The following is a 21,757-nucleotide window of genomic DNA, read 5'->3' as shown; positions in this document are numbered from 1 at the left end:
GGTCATGCCTGCGACGATCGATGTCGAACGGTACGCCGAGGGGGTCCGCGCGGGCTCTCGCGCCTGGATCGCCCGCGCCGTCACCCTGGTGGAGTCCACCCGGCCCGACCACCGGGCGGCGGCCCAGCGGCTGCTGGTCGAGCTGCTGCCGCACTCCGGCGCGGCCCGCAGGGTGGGCATCAGCGGGGTGCCGGGCGTCGGCAAGTCGACCTTCATCGACGCGCTCGGCTCGCTGCTGACCGGTGCCGGGCACCGGGTGGCGGTGCTCGCCGTCGACCCGTCCTCCAGCCGTACCGGCGGCTCCATCCTGGGCGACAAGACCCGGATGGAGCGGCTGGCGACGGACCCGGCGGCGTTCGTCCGCCCCTCCCCCACCTCCGGCACGCTGGGCGGGGTGGCGCGGGCCACCCGGGAGTCCATCGTGGTGATGGAGGCCGCGGGCTACGACGTGGTCCTGGTGGAGACGGTCGGCGTCGGCCAGTCCGAGACCACCGTCGCGGGCATGGTCGACACCTTTCTGCTGCTGACCCTGGCCCGCACCGGCGACCAGCTCCAGGGCATCAAGAAGGGGGTACTGGAGCTGGCGGACCTGGTCTCCGTCAACAAGGCCGACGGCCCGCACGAGCGGGATGCCCGTTCGGCGGCCCGCGAACTGTCCGGTGCACTGCGCCTGTTGCAGCCCCCGGACGCGGCCTGGACGCCTCCCGTACTGACCTGCAGCGCCCGTGAGGGCACCGGTCTGAAGGGGGTCTGGGAGCGGGTCGAGCAGCACCGCACCCTCCTGGAGTCCACCGGCGCACTGGCCGAGCGGCGCCGCGCCCAGCAGGTCGACTGGACCTGGTCGATGGTGCGCGACCGGCTGATCGACCGCCTCCAGGAGCACCCCGAGGTGCGCCGGCTGGGCCCCGGCGTGGAACAGGCGGTGCGCGACGGCGAGATCACCGCGACGCTGGCCGCCGAACGCCTGCTGCAGGCCTTCGGGCTCGGGGACGGCCTTGCGGGCTGACGGGCTGACGGGCTGACGGGCGAGGCATAGGGGAGTTCCGCGCTACCGGGACCCTGATGCCTCCCCCCGCCGCGCCTCCCCCGGCCGGTCACCTCGTCCCCGTGCCGCGAAGTGTGCCACGGCCATGTCACGGAACCGTCCGGCGGCCGTGGAGAGATAGCTGTCCTCGCGCCGGACCAGGCTCAGGGTCCGTACGCAGTCAGGGGTGTCGAGGTGCAGCCAGGCGAGCGGCACCTGCGGGAGCTCGGCGCGGGCGAGCGCGGGGATCAGGCCGATGCCGAGGCCGGCTGCCACCAGGAAGTGCGTGGCACCCGGCTCATCGCCCTCACAGGAGATCACCGGCCGCCGCCCGATCACGCTGAACAGCCGCTCCAGCAGGGCACGTTGCCAGTGCCCGGCCCTGGTGGTGATGAAGGGCTCATCGGCGATCTCGGCCACCGTGACCCGCTCCCGGGCGGCCAGCGGATGACCGGCGGGCACCACGAGCAGCACCTCTTCGCGCGAGAGCCGCACGGCGCCCAGACCGGGCCCGGACAGCGGCTGGGAGGCGATGCAGAAGTCGACCTCCCGGGACCGCAACTGATCACGCATCACGTCGGGGGTGGACTGCAGGCAGCGGACGATGACCCCGGGGTGGGCGGCGCGGAATCGGGCCAGCAGTTCGGTGAGGGGCAACAGGGTCTCAGCCGCCACGGCGACGGAGCCGTCGTCCAGCCCGGCGGCATCGGCCATCTCCCGCCGCGCGTCGTCGAGTTCGTCCAGCGCCCGTTCGACCCGGGCCAGGAACGCGGCGCCGTAGCGATTGAGCCGGACGGTGCGACCCTGCCGGTCGAAGAGCGGCACGCCCAGCTCGGCCTCCAGCCGGGCGATCGTCCGGCTCACCGAGGGCTGGGCCACCCGTAGTTCCTCGGCAGCCCGGCTGACGTGCTCCCGGCGCGCGACCTCCCGGAAGTAGCGCAGGGACAGCAGATCCATCGGCTTCTCGGGCCTTCCGCTCGGGTGAGGGCGACCCGGGAATCGTCACACGGCAAAACCGTGCCGCCTTCCGCGGGGTCGTGCCGCCTTCCGCGGGGTCGTGCCCCGTGGCGCGGGAGAGAGCCCGCGCCACGCCCCCCGCGGACCCGCCTCAGCCGCGCCTCGACACCGTCGCCCACACCGTCTTCCCCATCCGGTCCGGCGGTGTCCAGCCCCAGGAGTCGCTCAGCTGGTCGACGATGTGCAGACCGCGTCCGGATTCCGACAGGGCGTTGGGCGGCATGACGACGGGGGCGTCGGTTCCGGCGTCCGAGACCGCGCACAGCACGGCGGAGTTCTGCCGGGTCAGCGCGAGCCAGGCGTTGCAGAAGGGGACGGATGCCTCGACGGCGTCGTCGTCCCCCGCGTCCTTGGTGCCGTAGCGCAGGGCGTTGCTGACGAGTTCGGAGACGACCAGGGCCACGTCATCAGCCACATCCGCGCACATCTGCCAGCCCGCGAGGGTCGCCCGGGCGAACCGGCGGGCTTCCGGCACGGTGCTCGCGGAGCCGCTGAGGGCGCAGGCGGCGAAGCCGTCGGGGGCCGGCATCCACCATCCGCCCTCACACGGTTCCTCCCGAAGGGCGTCGTGCACGGTCTCTGCCGGATGTGTGGTCATCAACATCTCCGCGAGGGGGATTTCAGGGCTGGGCCGGACTGCCTCGGAGGGCTAATATCCTCGTCAGCCGTCACATGATGCAAGTGCATCTGCAATTACATCAGTAAGGACGGTCGCCCAGGGGCTTGTTCACGCCAAGGTGATCGCAGGCTCGGGGCCGGTCGGAGGAGAGACCTCCAGCAAGGAGCAACTGTTATGGAGCCGGTGACCAACGGCATGCAGGCGACCAGCATCGAAGGCGCCGTCTGGCGCAAGAGCCGCCGCAGCAATCCCAGCGGCAACTGTGTGGAGCTGGCCGTTCTTTCGGACGGCGGGGTGGCGGTGCGCAACTCCCGGTTCACCTCGGGCCCGGCGCTCGTCTACACCCGCGACGAGATGGTGGCTTTCGTCCAGGGAGCCAAGGACGGTGACTTCGACGATCTCATCGCCGGCCACTGACGATGCGCCGCCGCGATTGGCGCATATGTCGATCGGATAGTCGCCCCGGCTGTACGAAGCGCGCGGGGCGGTGGGACACTGGGCGTTCGCCCGACCACTCAGGGGAGTCAGCATGACCGCCGCGCAGCCGAGCAGCGATCCGTCCCTGCGCCGCTACCTGGAACATCCGCGGGGTGGCCCGACCGTCCTGCGGATCGTGCTGGGCACCCAGCTTCGCCGGCTGCGTGAAGGGGCGGGCATCACCCGTGAGGCCGCCGGAGACGCCATCCGGGGTTCCCACGCGAAGATCAGCCGCCTGGAGCTGGGCCGGGTGAGCTGCAAGGAGCGGGATGTCGCCGATCTGCTGACGCTCTACAACGTCACGGACGACGCGGTGCGTTCCGACTTCCTCAAGCTGGCCCGCAGGACCAGCAGTCCGGGCTGGTGGCATCAGTACAACGACGTACTGCCCGGCTGGTTCGAGACGCATATCGGCCTCGAAGAGGCCGCCTCGGTGATCCGTACCTACGAAGTCCAGTTCGTGCCGGGCCTGTTGCAGACGTCGGACTACGCCCGCGCGGTGGCGCAGCTCGGTCATCCGCGGTCCACTCCGGAGGAGATCGAGCGGCGGGTGCAGCTGCGTGTGCAGCGTCAGGAGCTGCTGACCGTCCCGGATGCGCCGCGGGTATGGGCCGTGATCGACGAGGCGTCACTGCGTCGTCCGCTCGGCGGTCCTGAGGTGATGGCAGGCCAGCTGAGACATCTGCTGAAGATGGCCGAGCTGCCGAACGTCACACTGCAGATCGCGCCGTTCAGCCTGGGCGGTCTGGCGGCGGCCGGTGGTCCGATCACGATCCTTCGGTTCCTGGAGCCGGATCTGCCGGACATCGTCTATCTGGAGCAGCTGACCAGCGCGCTCTACCTGGACAAGCGCGATGACGTCGATCATTACCTGGCGGTGATGGACCGTCTCAGCGCGCAGTCCGAGTCGCCCCGCGAGTCCCTGGCGATCCTGGAGCGGCTGCTCAAGCAGGAGAGCTGACGGGCGGAAGCCGAAGCGCGGAAGCTGACGCGCGGAACAGGAACCTCAACAAGGGGGCGGGGTGCCCATCGGGCGCCCCGCCCCGCTTTCCTGCGCGGTCCGCGCACGCTACAGCTTGCGGGCCACCCCGCCGAATTCGATCCACTCCTGGGTGAGCTGCTTGGGACCGAGGTCCGCGTCCGGCTTCCAGGTGGAGACCTCCACCAGGCCCGGCTCCTGGATCTCCAGTCCCTCCAGGAACCCGGCCAGCTCATGGGCCTGCCGCACCCGGCCCCACTGTCCGTGCGTGCTGACCCGCATGAATTCGGTGACGAAGTCGCGAGTGGCGGCATCCTCACTGACCAGCTGGCACACCACCAGGAAGCTGCCGGGGGCCAGCCGGTCGGCGACCCTCTTGATGAGCCCGGCCGGGTCATCGGCATCGGGTATGCAGTGGAGGACCGAGACGAACAGCGCGGCGGCCGGCCGGTCGAAGTCGATCAGCCGCTCGACCTCCGGGCTGCCGAAGATGCCTTCGGTGTCCCGCATATCCGCCTGGATCACGGCGGTACGGGCGTTCTCCTCCAGCAGCGCGCGGCCGTGCGCCAGCACGATGGGGTCGTTGTCGACGTACACCACCCGGGAGTCCGGGTCGACCTGCTGCGCGACCTGATGGACGTTGTCCTGGGTCGGCAGGCCTGAGCCGTGGTCGATGAACTGACGGATGCCGTGTTCGCGAGCCAGCCATCGGACCACCCGCTGCAGGAAACGCCGGTTGTTGATCGCCAGCACCTGGGTACTCGGGACGACCTTGCTCAGCTCCTCGCAGGCCTCGCGGTCAACGGCGTAGTTGTCCTTGCCGCCCAGGTAGTAGTCGTACATCCGCGCCACACTCGGGATGCTGACATCGACGGCCCCGGACTGCGGTCGTGATTCCTGGCTCATTCCACACTTTCCCGTCGCTTCGACAGTCATCAGCCATGGGGCAGGGGTGATCGCTCCGTACAGGAGTGACCACACGCTGCGAGCCCCCAACATACCCATCACAGGGCGGTTGTTGCAGACGAGCGGCAGGGTCCCTTGGGAAGAAGTGGCGGGTGCCGGTCGGCCGGCACGGACGAGCGCCCCAACAAGCGTACGAATACGGGGTGTTCAACCGGCCAGATCGCGCCCCAGGCCCGCGCCATCACCCGCATCGGACCCTGCATCCGACCCCGCATCCTGGAACCGAAGACCCCGACCGGGGGTACGGGCCGCCGCCACGCCACTCACGGGCGGCGGCCCGTTCCTCTTCCCCCGGCGACACCCAACGCCGGGCACACCCCCCGCGCGGCCCGCCCCGGACAGGAGCACACCGAGCCGGGCCGCATCCGGTTCCACCTCGGCAGACACCCGAGCAACAGCCGTTGCGGAGCGGGGCGTTGTGTGAGTTCGCCTACCACGATCGGACCGCTTTACACCCACGGGTAATACCGCCGAAGCGCCCCACCCCCGCCCACTGCCTTACTTTTGCGTAACATTACTGGCCAGTAGGGTTACGATAGGCTGGCGCCAATGACTGACATACGCAGGCGACGTGTCCCCCGGCCGGTCCGGGAGCAGCAGATCATCGACGCGGCGATCAGGGTCTTCGCCAAGCGCGGCTACCACGCCGCCTCGGTCGACGAGATCGCTGAACTCGCCGGAATCTCCAAGCCGATGGTCTATCTCTACCTCGACTCCAAGGAGGGGCTGTTCCTCGCCTGTCTGCGGCGCGAGGCCGAGCGCCTGGTGGCCGCCTTACGCGCTGCCGCGGGCCCTGCGCACACTGCCGAACTGCGGCTGCGGGCAGGGCTGCTCGCGTTCTTCACCTTCGTCACCGAACACCGGGACAGCTGGGTGGTGCTGCACCGCCAGGCGGCGGAGTTGAGCCCGGCGATCGCGACGGAGCTGGTCCGGACCCGGCGGGCGGTGATGACGGAGGTCTCGGGACTGGTCCGGGCCGGCGGCAAGGCGGACACCGGGCCCGCCTGCCCCGATGACGAGGCCGGCTTCGTGACGTACACCCTGGTCGGTGCGGCGGACTCGCTCACCGACTGGATGACGCTCCACCCCGACGAGCCGCCGGAGCGGATCACCCTGCGGCTGATGAACATGGTGTGGGTGGGGATGCGCAATGTCCTCGACGGCGAGGTGTGGGCGACGCCGGCCGGGGAGCCATGGGCCCGTGAGCCTTAGGCGTGCCTGGCGTGCCTGGCGTGCCCGGCGTGCCCGGCAGCCGCCTGGCGTGCCTGGCGTGCCCGGCAGCCGCCTGCCGTGCCCTGCCACGCCCACCGCGCCGCGTCCCGTCGGCTGCGCCTGCCCCGTTTGCCGCGCCTGCCGCGCCTGCCGCGCCGAGCGGTACTGGCCGACTTCCCCGCCCGGCCGGTACAAGAGAGGGATGACCACAGAGCAGAGTGAGTTGTCGACCGCCCCGGGGGCCTCACCCACCACCGCGGCACCCACCCTCCAGGAGCCCACCACCGAGGAGATGGTGCGTGCCAACGAGGCGAACTGGGATGCCCGTACGCCGGTCCATGTGGCCAGCGAGTTCTACGGCCTGGACGGCTCCCGGACCGCCGAGGACTGGTTCGCGCCGTTCGAGTGGACGGATCTGGGCGATCTGGCCGGGCGGGACGTGCTGCATCTGCAGTGTCATCTGGGCACCGAGACCGCCGCGTTCGCCGCGCGGGGCGCGCGCACGGTGGGGCTCGACTTCTCCGCGAAGGCGGTCGCGGAGGCGCGGCGGCTCGCCGAGGAGGGCGGCCGGAGCATGGAATTCGTCCGGTCCGATGTGCACCGGGCCGTGGAGGCGCTGGGTGAGCGCCGGTTCGATGTGATCTACACGGGCAAGGGCGCGCTGTGCTATCTCCCCGATCTGGCCACCTGGGCCGGGATCGTCAGCGCGCTGCTCCGGCCCGGCGGGACGTTCTACCTCGTCGAGTTCCATCCTCTGCTCGACTCCCTGGGGCCGACGCCGGGCCCGGACCGGCAGCAACTCCAGCTCCATCACGACTACTTGGGCGGCCGGGGTCCGCTCAGGAGCGATACTCCGTCCACGTACACCGACGGTCCGCCGGTGCAGGGCGCCACGACGAGTTACGAGTGGCGGCACGGCCTCGGGGAGGTCATCTCCGCCGTGGTCGGGGCGGGTCTGACCGTACAGCTGGTCCGGGAGACCGAGCTGCTGCCCTGGAAGCGGTTCGACGCGATGGTGCCGTCCGAGAACGGCTGGTGGCGTCTCCCGCCGTCGGAGCCGATCATTCCGCTGCTGTATGCGCTACGGGCGGTGAAGGCCTGAACCAGCGGCCGGCGCGGGCACCCGGCGGCCCTCCGACCCCCGCCGGCCCCGCCGACCCCCGCCGGCCCCCGCTGGTCGGCACCGGTCGGCACCGTAGCCGGCGGGCGCCTCAGCTCGCCGGCCCGTGGATCCTGCGATGTGTCAGCGCCCACCAGACCTCCGCCAGATCGGCCGGGTCACGGAGGCTGGTGCCGGTGATCTCCTCGAAACGCCTCAGCCGGTTGCGCAGGGTGTTGGGGTGGACGTAGAGGGTCCGCGCGGCGGCTTCCAGGCGCAGCCCCTGCTGCAGATAGGCGGCCGCGGCCTCCTCCAACTGGGTGCCGTCCTCGCCCCGTTCGGCCAGCGGGGCCAGACGGAGTCCCACCAGTTGCTCCCCCAGGGCCGGGAGCGCCACGACCGTGGCCCGCAGCCCCAGTTCCTCACGGGTGAACGCCCCGACCAGTCCGAAGCCGACGGCGGCCCGGAGCGCCTGGGTGGCCCGGGTGAACTCCGTGGCGAGTCCGGACGCGGGGGCCGGGGCGCCGAGTCCCAGGATCAGGCCGCGGCACAATCCTCCCGGTCGCCCCGTCAGCAGCCCCGCCACCTCCCCGCATACGGTCGTGACCAGAGGTTTCCCGGTCCCGTCCAGGGCGAGCCAGGGGCGCAGCAGGGTGACGATCCGGGCGAAGGCGCGGTCGCCGGGGCCGGGATGGTCGGTGTCATGCGGGTCGGGGACGGGCTCCGGGGTGCGGTCCGGCGCGCCGGTCGCGGGATCGTCGGGCAGGCGTGCGCGGAAGGGCAGACGGAGCGCGCCGCGGTCGTACCCGCCCTCCGTGGCGGCCCCCTCGTCGGGGTGGCCGCCGGTGCGGTGCCCGTCGTCGGGGTAGCCGCCGGCAGGGTGCCCCTCGCCCGTGCCGCCGCCGGCCGGCCCGGCGCCCCACGCACCGCCCGGGAAACCGGCGGTGCCCCACCGCGCCTCGCCGAGCAGCAGGGCGCGGACCATCGCCGCGCGCCGACGGTCCGTCATCGAGTCGCCCTGGATCCCCACCCGGCAACTGCGGACGATGCGCAGGGTGTTGGCGTCGACCCAGGCACGCAGCGTCTCGGCGATCGGCAGCAGGTCCTCGGCGGTACCCTGCCGGGCCGCCATCTCCTCGCCGAACCGCCGCCAGACGATATCCGTGCCGATCCGGTACGCCGAGATGATGTCCTCGGCGGGCAGTGAACGGGCCAGGGCCGTCACCTCGTCGAGGTGGGTCTCCGGAATGCCGTAGGCCCGCCCGTCGCCCCGCCCCTGGGGTGTCCTGCGCTCCTCGGACCAGCGCTGCACCAGCGACAGGCCGTTGCGCAGGGACGCCTGCACCCGTGGCCGGATCCGCTCCACCGACAGCGCGGCGTAGGAGGGGAGTTGGGCCCGGAGGCCGCCGATGACCTCGTCGGTGAGGGCGCCGATCCCGGCGTGCAGCGCGGCGACGGCCTCCGGCACCGTTGTGGAAGTCTCCACCCGTCCCCTCCCGACTCGGTGTCTTTCCCCATGGCGAAAGCGATCATTCGTCGCCATGCTACGAGGAAGCCGCCCGAACCCCTACAGATGTTCGATCCTGGACGACTTTTCCCCGGTCGTCCGGCATGCGTTCGGCGCCCGGCCCCGCTGTTCCTCCCCAACACCCCCCGCACCACCAAGGAATCCCATGGCTGTTTCCTGGCGCCGTATCGCGGTGCCCGCCGCCGCGGTCGGCGTACTCGTCCCCGCGGCCCTAGGCGCCCATGCGCTGCTCTCGGGCCCCGACACGCCGCGCACGTCCTCGGCCGGCATACCGGCCACCGGGGCGACGGTCCCCGGTGCCGTGCCGGACGATGCCCGGGCCTCCGGCCCCGAGGGCGGTGCCGCGGTCGCCCGGCCGTCCGACGCGCCGACCCGTTCCGGCAATTCGGTCTCCGTGCAGCTCTCGTCGTACGACGCGCACCGCAAGCAGGCGGAACTCAAGCCGTCCGCCGGAAAGACCGTACGGACCGGTGATGTGATCGCCGCCGCGCCCAACCGGCACGCCCCCTCGGGTGCGCTGTTCAAGGTCGGCAAGGTCACCGGCTCCCACGACGGCAAGGTCCGGGTGACCACCGCTCCCGCGACGCTCTCGGAGCTGCTGGGCGATCAGAAGGTGGATCAGCGGTCGGCGTTGCGGCCCGGCGAGGTCTCGGTCAAGCCGCTCTCCTCGGGTGTCACCGTGCACAAGCCCGCTGCCGGCAGCGGTGCGGACAGCGGCGGCCCGGCCACTCCGTCCGGCGGCCCGGCCACTCCGTCCGGCGGTCCGGACACGCCGTCGGGCACCCCGGACGCCACCGCCACCGCCACCGGCTCCCCGAGCCCCGCGGCGTCCGACTCCTCCGGGGTCCACACCCAGCTCGTTCCCTCCGGTACCCGTCCCGCCCCCACCTCCTCCGGCAGCGCGCTGTCGCCCGAGGCGCGCAAGGCGCTCACCACCCTGCGACTGGGCGTCAATGTGCCGCTGCCCAAGGGTGTGGAGGCGACCGGCAAGTCTCCCGCCCGGCTGGCCGGCGAGGTGACGTTCCGGCCCGAGCTGATCTTCCAGTACGAGAAGCGCGGCGGGCTGAACCTGCTGCCCCAGCGTGCGGCCATCGGCCTCGGCGGCTCGTACGGCTACGGCTGGCAGGTGCACGGCAAGGTCCGCAAGACCGCTGACACCGGGCAGATCGCGGTGCCGCTGGCGGCGGTCACCGGACGGCACGTCTTCTGGGTGGGCCCGGTCCCCGTCGTGGTCAGCACCGAGGTGACCTTCACCTACCGCTTCACCGCGGGCGGCCGCATCGTGCTCGACGCCGACCAGCACACCTCCGGCGCCTTCGCCGTCGGCGCGAAGTACGACCGGCAGAACGGGTGGCAGCCGCTGCACGAGGCGTACCAGCAGACCAAGGGGGCGACTCCCCGGGTCGAGGGTGCGGCCACCGCGACGGCCCGCGTCGGGACACGCGCCCAGGTGTTCCTCTACGACACCGCGGGCGTCGGCGGTGAGCTCTCCGTCCACCTGACCGGACGTGCCGCGGCGGCCAGTGACGGCGGTGCCCCGGCGTGGGCGCTCAGCGCGGGTTACGACCTCAAGACCGAGCTGATGCTGCAACTGAAGATCTTCGGCATTCAGATCGCCGATCTGCGCACCACACCGTTCGCGCTGCACGACGAGCGCAAGCTCTTCGGACGCGGGAAGCTGCCCGCCGCCTGAGCCCCCGCTCGGCACACACCGGACGGCGCCACCGGGGACTTCCGCTCCCGGCGGCGCCGTCCGTGCGTCCGCGTACCGGCCAGGCGGTCGTCCCCGTCCGGCCCCGCCGCTCTCACCTCAGCCGCCGGTAGGCCGAGCGCAGCAGCTGATCCTTCGCCGGCCCGCCGACCCGCCACTCCAGGTGCCAGGTGTCCGCCCCGGTGACGGTGAACGTTCCCTCGTAGCGGTCCTCGGCACAGGGGTGGACGGCACGCCAGCGGCCGGTCCTGAGATCGAGGTCGTGGAAGGGGCGGCCGTCGGCGAAGCCGATCTCGGCGGTGCCGTCCGGGCGGGGCCGCAGTCGCAGGGTGCGGCTCGCCGGATGCACCGCGGCGCCCCACCGCAGCCGGCCCTCCTCGATATGCAGCAGGCCCTCCCCCGCCGGGCCGGGCCGGAACTCGGCGGTGCCGCGGAAGCTGCCCTCGGCGCCGGTCCGCAGGTCGCACACGGTGCGCTCGATGCTCCAGCGGCCGGAGAGGTACGCCGCGGCGTCGGGGACGGGGTGCGGGGGCAGTTCGGCAACCGGTCCCGCCCCCGGCTCCAGGGACCGCCCCGGCTCCGGCTCCCCGGCCCGCCCCGGCGCCTGCCCCTGCCCTCGGTCCCGCTCACTGCCCATCCCCCCATTCTCCCGTGCGCCCGCGGAGGTCACTCCGTCGGCCCCGCCCGGCGACGCTCCCCTCTCCCCGGCCCCTTCTCCCCCGGCCCCTCGTACCGTGCGAAGCCGCACCGCCCGTCTTACTCTCGGTTGAGTGATCGTCACCGAGGTCCGCACGGCGGGCCGCCCGTCGGCCCGACGCCGTCGGCCGGGGCGCCGCGGCCGACGCCGCCGCCTCGTACGAGCCGGAGACCGGAGGCACCACCATGCCGGAGCTGTTCATCGGCGGTCAGTGGACCGCAGCGGCCGACGGGCAGGTGCGGGAGATCCGCTGCCCGGCGGACGGCACGCTGGTCGCGACCGTTGACGAGGGCGGGCCGAAGGACGTGGCGGCAGCGATCAGCGCCGCCCGGACGGCCTTCGACGACGGGCCCTGGCCGCGGACACCGGCGGCCGAGCGCGGCCGGCTCGTACTGCGCGTCGCCGAGCTGCTGGAGCGCGACAAGGACGCGCTGGCCAGGGCCGAGTCGCTGGACACCGGCAAGCGGCTGGTCGAGAGCGCCTACGACATGGACGACATCGCCAACTGCTTCCGCCACTTCGGCAACCTCGGCGCGGCCGGCGGGACCGACCGGGTGGTGGACGCCGGCGCGCCGGAGATCGCCAGTACGGTGCGGCACGAGCCGGTCGGCGTCTGCGCGCTGATCACCCCGTGGAACTACCCGCTGCTGCAGACCGCCTGGAAGGTCGCCCCCGCCCTGGTCACGGGCAACACCTTCATCCTGAAGCCCAGTGAGCTCACCCCGCACACCGCCATCCACCTGATGCGGCTGCTGGCCGAGGCCGGGCTGCCGGACGGCGCGGCCAACCTGGTGCTGGGCACCGGACCGGCGGTGGGCGCGCCGCTGACCGAGGACCCCCGGGTGGACATGGTGTCGTTCACCGGCGGTCTGCTCACCGGGCGGCGCATCATGGCCGCGGCGGCGCCGACGGTGAAGAAGATCGCCCTGGAGCTGGGCGGCAAGAACCCCAACATCGTCTTCGAGGACGCCGATTTCGACACCGCCGTCGACTACGCCCTGATGGCGGTTTTCCTGCACTCCGGGCAGGTCTGCTCGGCGGGCGCCCGGCTGCTCGTCCAGGAGGAGCTGCACGATGCGTTCGTCGACGAACTGGTCTCCCGCGCCCAGCGGATCCGGCTCGGCGGGCCGTTCGACGAGCATGCCCGGACCGGCCCGCTGATCTCGGCCGCACACCTCGCGAAGATCGAGGCGTATGTGGCGGCGGGGCTCGACGAGGGCGCCGTACTGCTCTGCGGCGGCGCCCGGCCCGACGATCCGTCGCTGGCCAACGGCTTCTACTACCTGCCGACCGTGCTGGACGAGTGCACCCCGGACATGTCCGTGGTGCGCGACGAGAGCTTCGGCCCGGTGCTGACCGTCGAGCGGTTCCGTTCCGAGGACGAGGCGGTCTCGCTCGCCAACGACACGGTGTACGGGCTGGCCGGGGCGGTGTGGACGCAGGACAGCGGGCGTGCGCACCGGGTCGCCGCCCGGCTGCGCGCGGGCACGGTGTGGATCAACGACTTCCACCCGTATGTGCCGCAGGCGGAGTGGGGCGGGATGAAGCAGTCGGGCATCGGGCGCGAGCTGGGGCCCGCGGGACTGGCCGAGTACCAGGAGGCCAAGCACGTCTGGCGCAATACCGCGCCACGGCCCCAGAGGTGGTTCGAGTGACCGACTCCGAGTCCCCGCGCCCCGGCACCCGGGCCGACGGTTCGCACGACGACGACTCGCTCGCCGAACTCGGCTACAAGCCGGAACTCAAGCGCACCCTGGGCAACTTCCACACCTTCGCCGCGGGAATCAGCTACATCTCCATCCTCACCGGCACCTTCCAGCTGTTCTACTTCGGTATCGCCCACGGCGGCCCGGCGTACTGGTGGTCCTGGCCGATGGTCTTCCTCGGGCAGCTCATGGTCGCGCTGTGCTTCTGCGAGCTGGCCGCCCGCTACCCCGTGGCCGGGTCGGTCTACAACTGGTCCAAGAAGCTCGGCGGCCCGCACATCGGCTGGCTCGGCGGCTGGATGATGCTGACCGCCACCATGGTGTCGCTGTCCGCGGTGGCGCTGGCGTACCAGGTGACGCTGCCGCAGATCTCGTCGTGGTTCCAGTTCATCGGCGACGGCACCGGCAAATCCGCGGCCGAGAACGCCGTGGTGCTCGGCACGATCCTCATCACCTTCACCACCCTGGTGAACGCCTTCGGGGTCAAGCTGATGGCGCGGATCAACTCCGCGGGCGTGGCGATCGAGCTGATCGCCGCCATCGTGCTGATCCTTCTGCTCGCCGCGCACGTCACCCGCGGCCCCGGCGTGGTGCTCAACACCTTCGGTCTGGGCAGCGGTCAGAGTCTCGGCTACTTCAGCGCGTTCCTGACCGCGGCTCTGGCCTCGGCCTACGTCATGTACGGCTTCGACACCGCCTCCTCGCTCGGTGAGGAGTCCAAGGACCCCGGCCGCAACGCGCCCCGCGCCATCCTGCGGGCCCTGGTCGCGTCCTTCCTCATCGGCGGCCTGATCCTCCTCTTCGCCCTGCTCTCGGTGCCCGATCTGCACTCCGCGAAGCTGTCCGTGGACGGCCTGCAGTACGTGGTGCTCTCCACGCTCGGCTCGACCGTCGGGCAGATCGTGCTCTGGTGTGTGGTCATTGCGATCACCGTGTGCGAGCTGGCGGTGCACACCGCGGGCATCCGGCTGGCGTTCGCGATGGCCAGGGACAACAACCTCCCGGCCGCCTCGCTGCTCGCCAAGGTCAGCCCGCGCTTCCAGACGCCGGTGCTGCCGGCCGTGATCATCGGCCTGGTGGCGATCGGCATCCTCCTCATCAACGTCAACCAGCCGCAGATCTTCTCGGTGATCACCAGCATCGCGATCATCATGATCTATCTGGCCTACCTGGCGGTCACCCTGCCGATGCTGTTCCAGCGGCTGCGCGGCAAGTGGACCCCGGCACAGGGGAGGTTCAGCCTGGGCAGGTTCGGCCTCCCGGTGAACGTCCTCGCCGTGCTCTGGGGCTTCGGCATGTCCCTCAACCTCGCCTGGCCGCGCGCCGCGGTCTACAACGCGACCGGCCCGCAGCACTGGTACCTGCGCTGGGGCGCCTTCTTGTTCATCGGAGTCGTCGCGATCGGCGGGTTCACCTACTACTGGTTCGTCCAGCGCAAGCGCACCGGAGTCCTGGCCATGCACGCCGCCGTCGCCCCCGACAGCGGCACCCCGGGCAACAGCGGCACCCCCACCCCCTGATCAGGAGACGGCGCGATGTCCCAAGAGGCCTCTGTGGACGAGTTCGACTATGTCGTGGTCGGCGGCGGTACGGCCGGCGCCGTCGTGGCGGCCCGGCTCAGCGAGGACCCGACGGCCACCGTCTGCCTGCTGGAGGCCGGCCCCTCCGACGTCGGTGACGAGAACGTGCTGCGCCTGGACCGCTGGATGGGGCTACTGGAGTCCGGCTACGACTGGGACTATCCGGTCGAGCCGCAGGAGAACGGCAACAGCTTCATGCGGCACGCCCGCGCCAAGGTGCTCGGCGGCTGCTCCTCGCACAACTCCTGTATCGCCTTCTGGGCCCCGGCCGAGGACCTTGACGAATGGGCCGCGATGGGCTGTACGGGCTGGAGCGCGGCCGACTGCTTCCCGCTCTACCAGCGGCTGGAGAACAACGACGCCCCCGGTGACCACCACGGACGCAGCGGCCCGGTCACCCTGCGCACCGTCCCGCCGCACGACCCGTGCGGGGTGGCGCTCCTGGAGGCCTGCGTGGCGGCCGGCATCCCGACCACACCCTTCAACACCGGTCAGACCGTCGTCCGGGGTGCGAACTGGTTCCAGATCAACTGCCGCCCGGACGGCACCCGTTCCTCCGCTTCGGTGTCCTACCTCCACCCCCTCATGGGCACCCGCCAGAACCTGGAGGTACGCACCGGGCTCCAGGCCAAGCGCCTGAATTTCGACTCCGCCCGGCACTGCACCGGCGTGGACTACCTCGCCCCCGACCTGATCCACACCCGCACCGTCAACGCCCGCCGCGAGACCGTCGTCTGCTGCGGCGCCATCGACTCCCCGAAACTCCTGATGCTCTCCGGTATCGGCCCGGCCACCCATCTGCGGGCCACCGGTGTCGAGCCGATCGTCGACTCCCCCGGCGTCGGTTCCTCCCTCCAGGACCACCCGGAGGGCGTGATCATGTGGGACGCCAAGCAGCCCATGGTCAACTCGTCCACCCAGTGGTGGGAGATCGGCATCTTCACGAACACCGAGCCCGGCCTCGACCGCCCGGACCTGATGTTCCACTACGGCCAGGTGCCCTTCGACATGAACACCTACCGCCACGGCTACCCCACCTCGGAGAACGCCTTCTGCCTCACCCCGAACGTCACCCGCGCCCGCTCGCTGGGCACGGTCCGCCTGCGCACCCGCGACTTCCGCGACAAGCCCAAGGTCGACCCCCGGTACTTCACCCATGACCACGACATCCGCGTGATGACCCACGGCCTGCGCCTCGCCCGCGAGATCGTCTCCCAGACCCCGATGGTCCAGTGGGCCGGTACCGAACTCGCCCCCGGCCCGTCGACCCACTCCGACGCCGACCTGTTCGACTACATCCGCGCCACGCACAACACGGTCTACCACCCCGCGTGCACCGTCCAGATGGGTTCCCCCGATGATCAGGCGACGCCCCTCGACCCCCATTTGCGCGTCAAGGGCGTGACCGGCCTGCGGGTGGCCGACGCGTCGGTGATGCCGTTCCTGCCGGCCGTGAACCCCTGCATCACCACGATGATGATCGGGGAGAAGTGTGCGGATCTGATGCGCAGCGACTGATCAGCGCACCGCGGCTCCACGCACACCAACGACCTACGAGGTGGGCTCCCTTCGCCGGCATGGTCCGGATCAGGTGCTAGGGGTCGCCGTCGGGTCTTACGACCTTTCGGCCTCTCAGCCCGGCCTTTCTTCCTGTCCTCGGCGGCAACCAGAGCTGCCTTCCCCGAGGCCGGTCCGGTCGGACTCCCTCGCTCGCCCCGTAGGCCTGCATTCAGGATACTCCTCGACAAAGAGGATGGAACAGGTTATCCACACTTTTTCCGGCGTCGCCCGGAGCGGCGGAACCCCTCCCCAACAGGGGTTTTCGCGGAAATTCGAGGGCCGCGAACCATGCGCACACGCCCGTGACCGTGCGTATGCGCCCACGCCGCAACCAAGACTCATCGCGCAGCGCGGCCGGCAGCCCCCGGCCCGGCCGCATCACCGCACCGAAGCCGCGCACGGAGGGCAAGACCTGCCCCGGAACCCCCGCGGTCCACCGGGGCACCCGACTTCCGGGCTGTGTCACGATCGTGGCGTCACGCAGGCCTGTTCACCGACCAGTGGCTCTGACCGGTGGCCGAGTTCGCCGATGTCGTGCGTCGAGGCGCCCAGCCCGTTCGACAGCATCGTCGCCCCCCTGGCACTCGTCGACACCCTGGTTTCCGCCGTGCATGCACGCCGTGGGTCGTTCACGAGCTATCGCAAGAGCGGCCGCACCTTCGAGTTCGCCCCTCGTCCGCACGCCCACGACCGTGCTCCGTCCGCCGCAGGGCTCAGCCGACTTGCTCGAAGACCATCGACCACCAGCTGTCCGGCTGCGCGAACGCGTACTGGTCGCGGGCCCGGAGGTATTCCACGAGCTTGTCTGTGTACGGGCCTCGGTCCTGCGGTGCGGTGTGTTCCAGGTGCTCGGTGCGCAGCGCGAAGCGGTACAGGAACTCGACGAGGTCGGCGAGGGTCCGGTTCACGATCTCGGCCCGCGGCTCCTCATCGACGGACATGAGGATGACGTAGCCGCGCTCCATGTCGAGGCAGTACCGCATCGTGGGGTCATCGGTCGGCCCGCCCAGCACGAGGATGCGGGTCTCCTCGCTGCCCGCGGCCACCGGCACCACGGTGAAGGGGTCGGGCCCCTCGTCGGCGGTGTCGAGGGTGAACAGGACATCGACGAAGACCGGCACACCGACGTCGCACAACACCTCGGCGTCGGCCTCGGACAGTCCGTGTTCCTCGGCGACGGAACGGTCCAGCGTGACTACGCGGTCCGCGCCGAACAGCTCCGTCATCTCGTCATGGGTGGCCATGCGTCCTCTACTTCCCCTTCGTCATACGTCCGGCTGCGTCCGGCCCTTTCGGCCCGCGCCGACGGTTCAGTCGGCGAGACCGGCCCGTCGCAAGAGCTTCAGCCAGTCGTCGTACTCCACCAACGCGTCGTCGATCATCGCAAGCCGTGCGTACTCCGGAGTGGCCAGCCGCTCCAGAAAGAACGCCTCCAGCCCGGGCGCGAGCCGCTCGAAACGCTCCGCGTCGACCCACTCGCGGTGCTCGTCCGGGATGCCGAGGACGCCGCCGCCCGCCCGGTCGAGAAAGACCGGCGTTTCGTGGATCATCCCGACGCAGAACAGCTTCTCCGGGGACAGCTCCAGCGGTGAGTCGACCACCGGCCCGCAGTAGAACTGGTGCTCTTCGGCCTCTTCCAGACCGAAGAGCTGCACGGACGGCCCGCAGCTCGCGCCGTCCAGTACTCGGCAGAAGTCCAGAAACTCCTGCGGCACCCCGTCGGCCGCGGTCTCCTCGTCAATCGTCCCACCGAGCGTGAACCGGAGCAGGTCCGTGCTCTCCGCCAGCGCCGTCCGCAAGGCGTCCACCGTCGCGATCAGACGGGACGATCCCGGGTTCGCGCTAGTCATCTGGCCACCACTTGATATCGATATTGATCGGATTGCCGTCCGGAAGATTCTTGATCTGCGGGCGTATCTGCTGCGTGCCGATGTCGAAGTTCGTCGTCCGGTCGAGCATCCGCAGGTTACGCCACGCGTCCGGTCCACCGGTCTGGAGCTCGTTGACATGGTCGGGTTGCATTTTACGGGCGGCCCCCGCGGCCTCCTCGGCGAACTCCGGGGCGTCCTTGTGGTTCCTGCGGATCAGCGCTTCCAGTGCGCCCTTGTACTGCTTGGTGATCTCCTTGTCGCGGTAGTCCTCGGTCTTGCCCTTGAACTTGAAGAGTTTCCCCTCCTCGCCGAGCCGCTGCAGGGCCCTCGCCTTCCGCTCGAAGGCCTGCTTGGGCATGCCGGGTTTCCACTCCAGAGTGACCGTGTGCGGATCCTTCGCCGGGTCCGGCCGGTCCTTGCCGACCCCGCCGCCGTCGCGGACTCCGTCCTGAGTACGGGAGCGTTTGACGATGTTGTTCAGCATCGTCTCGATGCCCTTGTCGTTGCGCGCATGGTTGTCGCCCATGGCCCGCACGCCCTTGGACACGTCGTGCAGGTGCTTGTGCAACTGGTCCTCAGCCTTCTCGATGGCCTGAAGGATCTTCTCCGCCGCACCCCCGACGGCCGCCGCCATGGTGCCGCGGCCCCGCGTCCGGTCCAGCCCGGCGCGACTGCGGCGCAGGTGGGGACGAGCGCCGGACTCGTGCTCGTCGGCCTGGGAGGTGATCCGGTCGGCCAGCCGGTCGTGCAGGTCCTTGTCATGGCGCACGATGTCGCTCACGTGCCGCTCCCCCGCCCGGTGAGCGGCCCGCCGGCAGTGTCCAGACCGCCGGAGAAGCCCTCGCCACCTGCCTTCAGGGTCTTCCCGGGGCTGTAACCGTCCTGCAGGCCGACGGCGTTGGCACCGACCTGGATGACGAGATCGGCGGCCATGCCGCCGAGTGCGGAGAAAACCGGGCCGGTGACGACGGCCATGAGTTCCTCGACGAGGAGGTGCTCCGCCTCCTTCAGCAGCCGCCGGACGACGACGCGCGTGGCCTGGGTGGCGCCGAGCGCACCGACCTCGGAGAGCCCGAGCGTGAACGGAGCAGCGGCCTGGGCGGCGATGATCTCCGCAGCGAGGATGGCCAGCTGGATGATGGCCGCCACCTTGGCGCCGGCCACCGCGACGGCCGCGCCGTCCAGAGCCATCGCACCGAGATCGGCCGCCTCGGCGAGGCGTTCCAGATGGGTGCCGCTGACCTTGCCCCAGTGCTTCTCGAAGGCCGCGGTTGCCAGGCCCTCGTTGGCCTCCAGGTACTCGCGGACGACGCCCTCCGTCGCGTCCTTTCCGTCCCGCATCTGAGAGGCGAAGGAGCGCAGGCTGTCGGCCATGTCGCGGTAGTCGTCCTCGTCGACATTGGGCCACTCAACGCCGATGAGGTCCAGCACCCAGGCCGCCTCGTCGGGCAGCACGACTCCCATCCCCGTTCCCCCTCCGCCTTGAGGACCACTTCTGATCACCTCTGCGAAGATCGAACCCTACTACTAATAGGAATATGCCCAGTCGTCCGACTAGCCGGTTGAAACTGTGACCTGCGGAAACGACCGGCACAGCGCCAAGTGCGACCGTTCGGGCCGTCCAGTTACGGACGGCTGCACCCCCAGGATGTTGCAGCCCGTCGGCTAAGCAGTCCCTGATGGTTCGCAGACGCCGAAGACGGCTTCCTATCCAGGCGGTGCCGGCACGGTCAGCCCACCGCGGGGAAATGGGTGGCGTGAGACAACACGGCTCGGGTAGTGCACCGCAAGTAGAGGCCGAGGCCACACCACAGCCGTCGGGTGTCCTGGGCTCGTCCCCGCGGCCATACGGCGCAGATGACGCCACTGCACGTCCACCACGGTCGACCTCGACGCACCCACGCTCCGCACACCAGCCGCCCTGCCAGCCGTCACCGCCCCACGCGTGGCCTCGGCGCCCCACGCCCCGCAAGGCGACCAGCCGCTATCCGGCGCCATTCACGGACAGCTGGCCGACCACCATTGCAGCCGCCCGGGGGCCCTCCGAGCCGCCCCCTCTTGAGTGACGCCCCACAGGATCCCATGAACGACGAATTACCGGTGAACCCTAAGGATTCAACCGGTAATTCGTGAACACGCGGGGAGCGATCTCGCGAACGTCCCATGAGTTGTGTGTCCGAGGGGGGACTTGAACCCCCACGCCCGATAAAGGGCACTAGCACCTCAAGCTAGCGCGTCTGCCATTCCGCCACCCGGACTAGGTGTGATCTTCGCGGGGCGTTCCCCGCGGCGACATGGACAACAATACCAAGGTTTCGGAGTGCCTTTCACCTGCGTATCCGCTCGCCACATAACCTCGATTTATGGGCAATGAGGGACATGTCGCGCATATCAGTGGTCCCCGCAGGCCACGGGCGCTCTCGCCGCTGCGGGAGCATCTGCGGGACACCTTCTGGTTCGCGCCGGCCACGGGGCTGGCGGGCGCGGTGCTGCTGTGGTGGGCGGCCTCGTCGCTCGACCTCAAGATCATCGAGTTGCTGCAGGGTGCGCACGCGTACGGGGCGGTCCGGGAACTGGCCTCCATCGCCGAGGACACCAAGACGATCGTCACCACGATCAGTTCGGCGATGATGACCTTCATCGGTGTGGTGTTCAGCATCTCCCTGGTCGCGGTGCAGATGGCGAGCGGTCAGCTCACACCGAGGGTGGTGCGGATCTTCATCCGGAGCCGGATCACCAAGACCACCCTCACGGTCTTCCTGGCGACCTTCCTCTTCTCGCTGCTGGTGCTCACCTCGTACGAGAGCGAGACCGATGTCCGTCAGGTCACTTCGGTGCCTGTGGTGCAGAGCCTGCTGACGATGGTGCTGGTGGGGCTCAGCCTGCTCCTGTTCATCGCCTATGTGTCGGCCACCTTGCGGTTGATGCAGGTGGGGCCGGTGGTCGACCGGATCACCCGGGAGGCGCTGCGGATGCTGGCGCGGCAGGGCACGGGTGGGGAAGGCGGGGAGGACGGCGCTCTTCTCGCGCCCGAGACGGGGCGGATCGCGCACGAGGGGCGCGCGGGGGTCGTCCGGGATGTGCATGTGGCGCGGCTGGTGCGGGTGGCACGGCGGCAGGGGGTCGTCCTGCGGCTGATCCCGCGGATCGGTGACTTCGTGATGCCGGGGACGCCGGTACTGGCGGTGCACGGCGGAGCGCCGCCGCCGCGGCGGATACTGCGGTACACGGTCTCGGTAGGGGTGGAGCGCACCTTTCACCAGGATCTCGGGCTCGGGCTGCGGCAGCTGTCGGACATCGCGCTGCGGGCGCTGTCGCCGGCGGTGAACGATCCGACCACGACCGTGCAGTGCCTCGACCGGATCGTGCAGATTCTGGCGGCGGTGGTGCAGCGGCCGCTCGGAGCGGTGCAGCACCGGGATCGCCGAGGGGTGGTGCGGCTGGTGCAGAACGTTCCCGGTTGGGCGGATCTGGTGGACCTGGGGCTGACCGAGGTCCGGGTGGCCGCGGTGCACAGTCCACAGGTGACCCGGCGGATCGTGGCGGGCATCGGTGATCTCCTGCTGCTCGCGCCGGAGGGACGGCAGGCGCCACTGCTGCGGCACCGCACGCTCCTGTTGCAGGCGGTGGAGGGTGCGGTGCCGGCAGCCGCCGACCGGCGGTTCGCCCTGCACCCCGACCGGCAGGGGATCGGGTAGGGCGGGTCCGGTG

19 protein-coding genes and 1 tRNA gene are annotated in these 21,757 nt (G+C 70.7%); 10 read left to right on the top strand and 10 right to left on the bottom strand.

The annotated features are described in order from the left end of the window. The first annotated feature begins 4 nt into the window (after positions 1 to 4). On the top strand, positions 5 to 1,006 hold the full coding sequence (meaB, locus tag ACGFR7_RS21670; protein ID WP_393321564.1) for a methylmalonyl Co-A mutase-associated GTPase MeaB: 1,002 nt from the start codon (positions 5 to 7) through the stop codon (positions 1,004 to 1,006). Between the two features lie 42 nt (positions 1,007 to 1,048). Here meaB and ACGFR7_RS21665 read toward each other — a convergent pair whose 3' ends face one another. Both ACGFR7_RS21665 and ACGFR7_RS21660 read right to left on the bottom strand, forming a co-directional pair. Beyond that, entirely contained in the window at positions 1,049 to 1,981 is a 933-nt protein-coding gene (locus ACGFR7_RS21665; RefSeq protein ID WP_393321561.1) for a LysR family transcriptional regulator, read from the bottom strand. Positions 1,982 to 2,132: 151 nt separating this feature from the next. Next, positions 2,133 to 2,639, bottom strand: coding sequence for an ATP-binding protein (locus ACGFR7_RS21660; RefSeq protein WP_393321558.1), 507 nt, complete (start codon positions 2,637 to 2,639; stop codon positions 2,133 to 2,135). Between the two features lie 195 nt (positions 2,640 to 2,834). On the opposite strand from ACGFR7_RS21660, the gene ACGFR7_RS21655 reads away from it, so the two are divergent. Together ACGFR7_RS21655 and ACGFR7_RS21650 are read left to right on the top strand one after the other, a co-directional pair. Beyond that, the gene (locus ACGFR7_RS21655; protein ID WP_392375694.1) at positions 2,835 to 3,077 is read left to right on the top strand and encodes a DUF397 domain-containing protein; all 243 of its coding nucleotides are present in this window, start codon (positions 2,835 to 2,837) and stop codon (positions 3,075 to 3,077) included. A gap of 112 nt (positions 3,078 to 3,189) precedes the next feature. Beyond that, positions 3,190 to 4,098 carry a helix-turn-helix domain-containing protein gene (locus ACGFR7_RS21650; protein ID WP_393321555.1) on the top strand — a complete coding sequence of 303 codons (909 nt, stop codon included), beginning with the start codon at positions 3,190 to 3,192 and terminating at the stop codon, positions 4,096 to 4,098. 108 nt (positions 4,099 to 4,206) lie between these two features. On the opposite strand, the gene ACGFR7_RS21645 is transcribed toward ACGFR7_RS21650, so the two are convergent. After that, positions 4,207 to 5,022, bottom strand: coding sequence for an SAM-dependent methyltransferase (locus ACGFR7_RS21645; RefSeq protein ID WP_393321552.1), 816 nt, complete (start codon positions 5,020 to 5,022; stop codon positions 4,207 to 4,209). Positions 5,023 to 5,631: 609 nt separating this feature from the next. Between ACGFR7_RS21645 and ACGFR7_RS21640 the strand changes: the two genes are divergently transcribed. Next, positions 5,632 to 6,294, top strand: coding sequence for a TetR/AcrR family transcriptional regulator (locus ACGFR7_RS21640; protein ID WP_393321549.1), 663 nt, complete (start codon positions 5,632 to 5,634; stop codon positions 6,292 to 6,294). A gap of 202 nt (positions 6,295 to 6,496) precedes the next feature. Beyond that, the gene (locus ACGFR7_RS21635; RefSeq protein WP_393321546.1) at positions 6,497 to 7,396 is read left to right on the top strand and encodes a class I SAM-dependent methyltransferase; all 900 of its coding nucleotides are present in this window, start codon (positions 6,497 to 6,499) and stop codon (positions 7,394 to 7,396) included. 109 nt (positions 7,397 to 7,505) lie between these two features. Here ACGFR7_RS21635 and ACGFR7_RS21630 read toward each other — a convergent pair whose 3' ends face one another. Further along, positions 7,506 to 8,879, bottom strand: a complete 1,374-nt coding sequence (locus ACGFR7_RS21630) for a PucR family transcriptional regulator (protein ID WP_393321544.1) — start codon at positions 8,877 to 8,879, stop codon at positions 7,506 to 7,508. Positions 8,880 to 9,066: 187 nt separating this feature from the next. Between ACGFR7_RS21630 and ACGFR7_RS21625 the strand changes: the two genes are divergently transcribed. Further along, the gene (locus ACGFR7_RS21625; RefSeq protein WP_393321541.1) at positions 9,067 to 10,614 is read left to right on the top strand and encodes a hypothetical protein; all 1,548 of its coding nucleotides are present in this window, start codon (positions 9,067 to 9,069) and stop codon (positions 10,612 to 10,614) included. Between the two features lie 112 nt (positions 10,615 to 10,726). On the opposite strand, the gene ACGFR7_RS21620 is transcribed toward ACGFR7_RS21625, so the two are convergent. After that, complete coding sequence (locus ACGFR7_RS21620) at positions 10,727 to 11,269, bottom strand: DUF6314 family protein (RefSeq protein WP_393321538.1); 543 nt, start codon at positions 11,267 to 11,269, stop codon at positions 10,727 to 10,729. Between the two features lie 245 nt (positions 11,270 to 11,514). Here ACGFR7_RS21620 and ACGFR7_RS21615 point away from each other — a divergent pair, with 245 nt between their 5' ends. Genes ACGFR7_RS21615 through ACGFR7_RS21605 form a run of 3 tightly spaced genes read left to right on the top strand, consistent with a single transcriptional unit; the run spans position 11,515 to position 16,133 of the window. After that, the gene (locus ACGFR7_RS21615; RefSeq protein WP_393321535.1) at positions 11,515 to 12,984 is read left to right on the top strand and encodes an aldehyde dehydrogenase family protein; all 1,470 of its coding nucleotides are present in this window, start codon (positions 11,515 to 11,517) and stop codon (positions 12,982 to 12,984) included. Then, entirely contained in the window at positions 12,981 to 14,555 is a 1,575-nt protein-coding gene (locus ACGFR7_RS21610; protein ID WP_393321532.1) for an APC family permease, read from the top strand. Before ACGFR7_RS21615 ends, ACGFR7_RS21610 begins: the two co-directional genes overlap by 4 nt. 15 nt (positions 14,556 to 14,570) lie before the next feature. Beyond that, a complete protein-coding gene (locus tag ACGFR7_RS21605) occupies positions 14,571 to 16,133 on the top strand; it encodes a GMC family oxidoreductase (RefSeq protein WP_393321529.1) in 1,563 nt (520 codons plus the stop codon). A 755-nt stretch (positions 16,134 to 16,888) separates the two neighbouring features. Here ACGFR7_RS21605 and ACGFR7_RS21600 read toward each other — a convergent pair. From ACGFR7_RS21600 to ACGFR7_RS21580, 5 genes are all read right to left on the bottom strand, one after another. Continuing rightward, positions 16,889 to 17,419, bottom strand: a complete 531-nt coding sequence (locus tag ACGFR7_RS21600) for an SUKH-4 family immunity protein (protein ID WP_393321526.1) — start codon at positions 17,417 to 17,419, stop codon at positions 16,889 to 16,891. Between the two features lie 66 nt (positions 17,420 to 17,485). After that, entirely contained in the window at positions 17,486 to 18,025 is a 540-nt protein-coding gene (locus tag ACGFR7_RS21595) for a hypothetical protein (RefSeq protein WP_393321523.1), read from the bottom strand. Beyond that, on the bottom strand, positions 18,018 to 18,827 hold the full coding sequence (locus ACGFR7_RS21590; RefSeq protein ID WP_393321521.1) for a hypothetical protein: 810 nt from the start codon (positions 18,825 to 18,827) through the stop codon (positions 18,018 to 18,020). Before ACGFR7_RS21590 ends, ACGFR7_RS21595 begins: the two co-directional genes overlap by 8 nt. Beyond that, positions 18,824 to 19,510 (bottom strand): hypothetical protein, encoded by a 687-nt coding sequence (locus ACGFR7_RS21585; RefSeq protein WP_393321518.1) that lies wholly within the window; start codon positions 19,508 to 19,510, stop codon positions 18,824 to 18,826. Before ACGFR7_RS21585 ends, ACGFR7_RS21590 begins: the two co-directional genes overlap by 4 nt. A 709-nt stretch (positions 19,511 to 20,219) precedes the next feature. Further along, positions 20,220 to 20,304, bottom strand: a tRNA-Leu gene (locus ACGFR7_RS21580). A gap of 105 nt (positions 20,305 to 20,409) precedes the next feature. Here ACGFR7_RS21580 and ACGFR7_RS21575 point away from each other — a divergent pair. Next, entirely contained in the window at positions 20,410 to 21,744 is a 1,335-nt protein-coding gene (locus tag ACGFR7_RS21575; RefSeq protein WP_393321515.1) for a DUF2254 domain-containing protein, read from the top strand. The last annotated feature ends 13 nt before the right edge of the window (positions 21,745 to 21,757 follow it).

Source organism: Streptomyces sp. NPDC048516, assembly GCF_043199875.1.
Taxonomy (GTDB): Bacteria; Actinomycetota; Actinomycetes; order Streptomycetales; family Streptomycetaceae; genus Streptomyces.
Note: the sequence above shows the minus strand (reverse complement) of the source record. Positions and strands in the feature narration are given on the sequence as shown.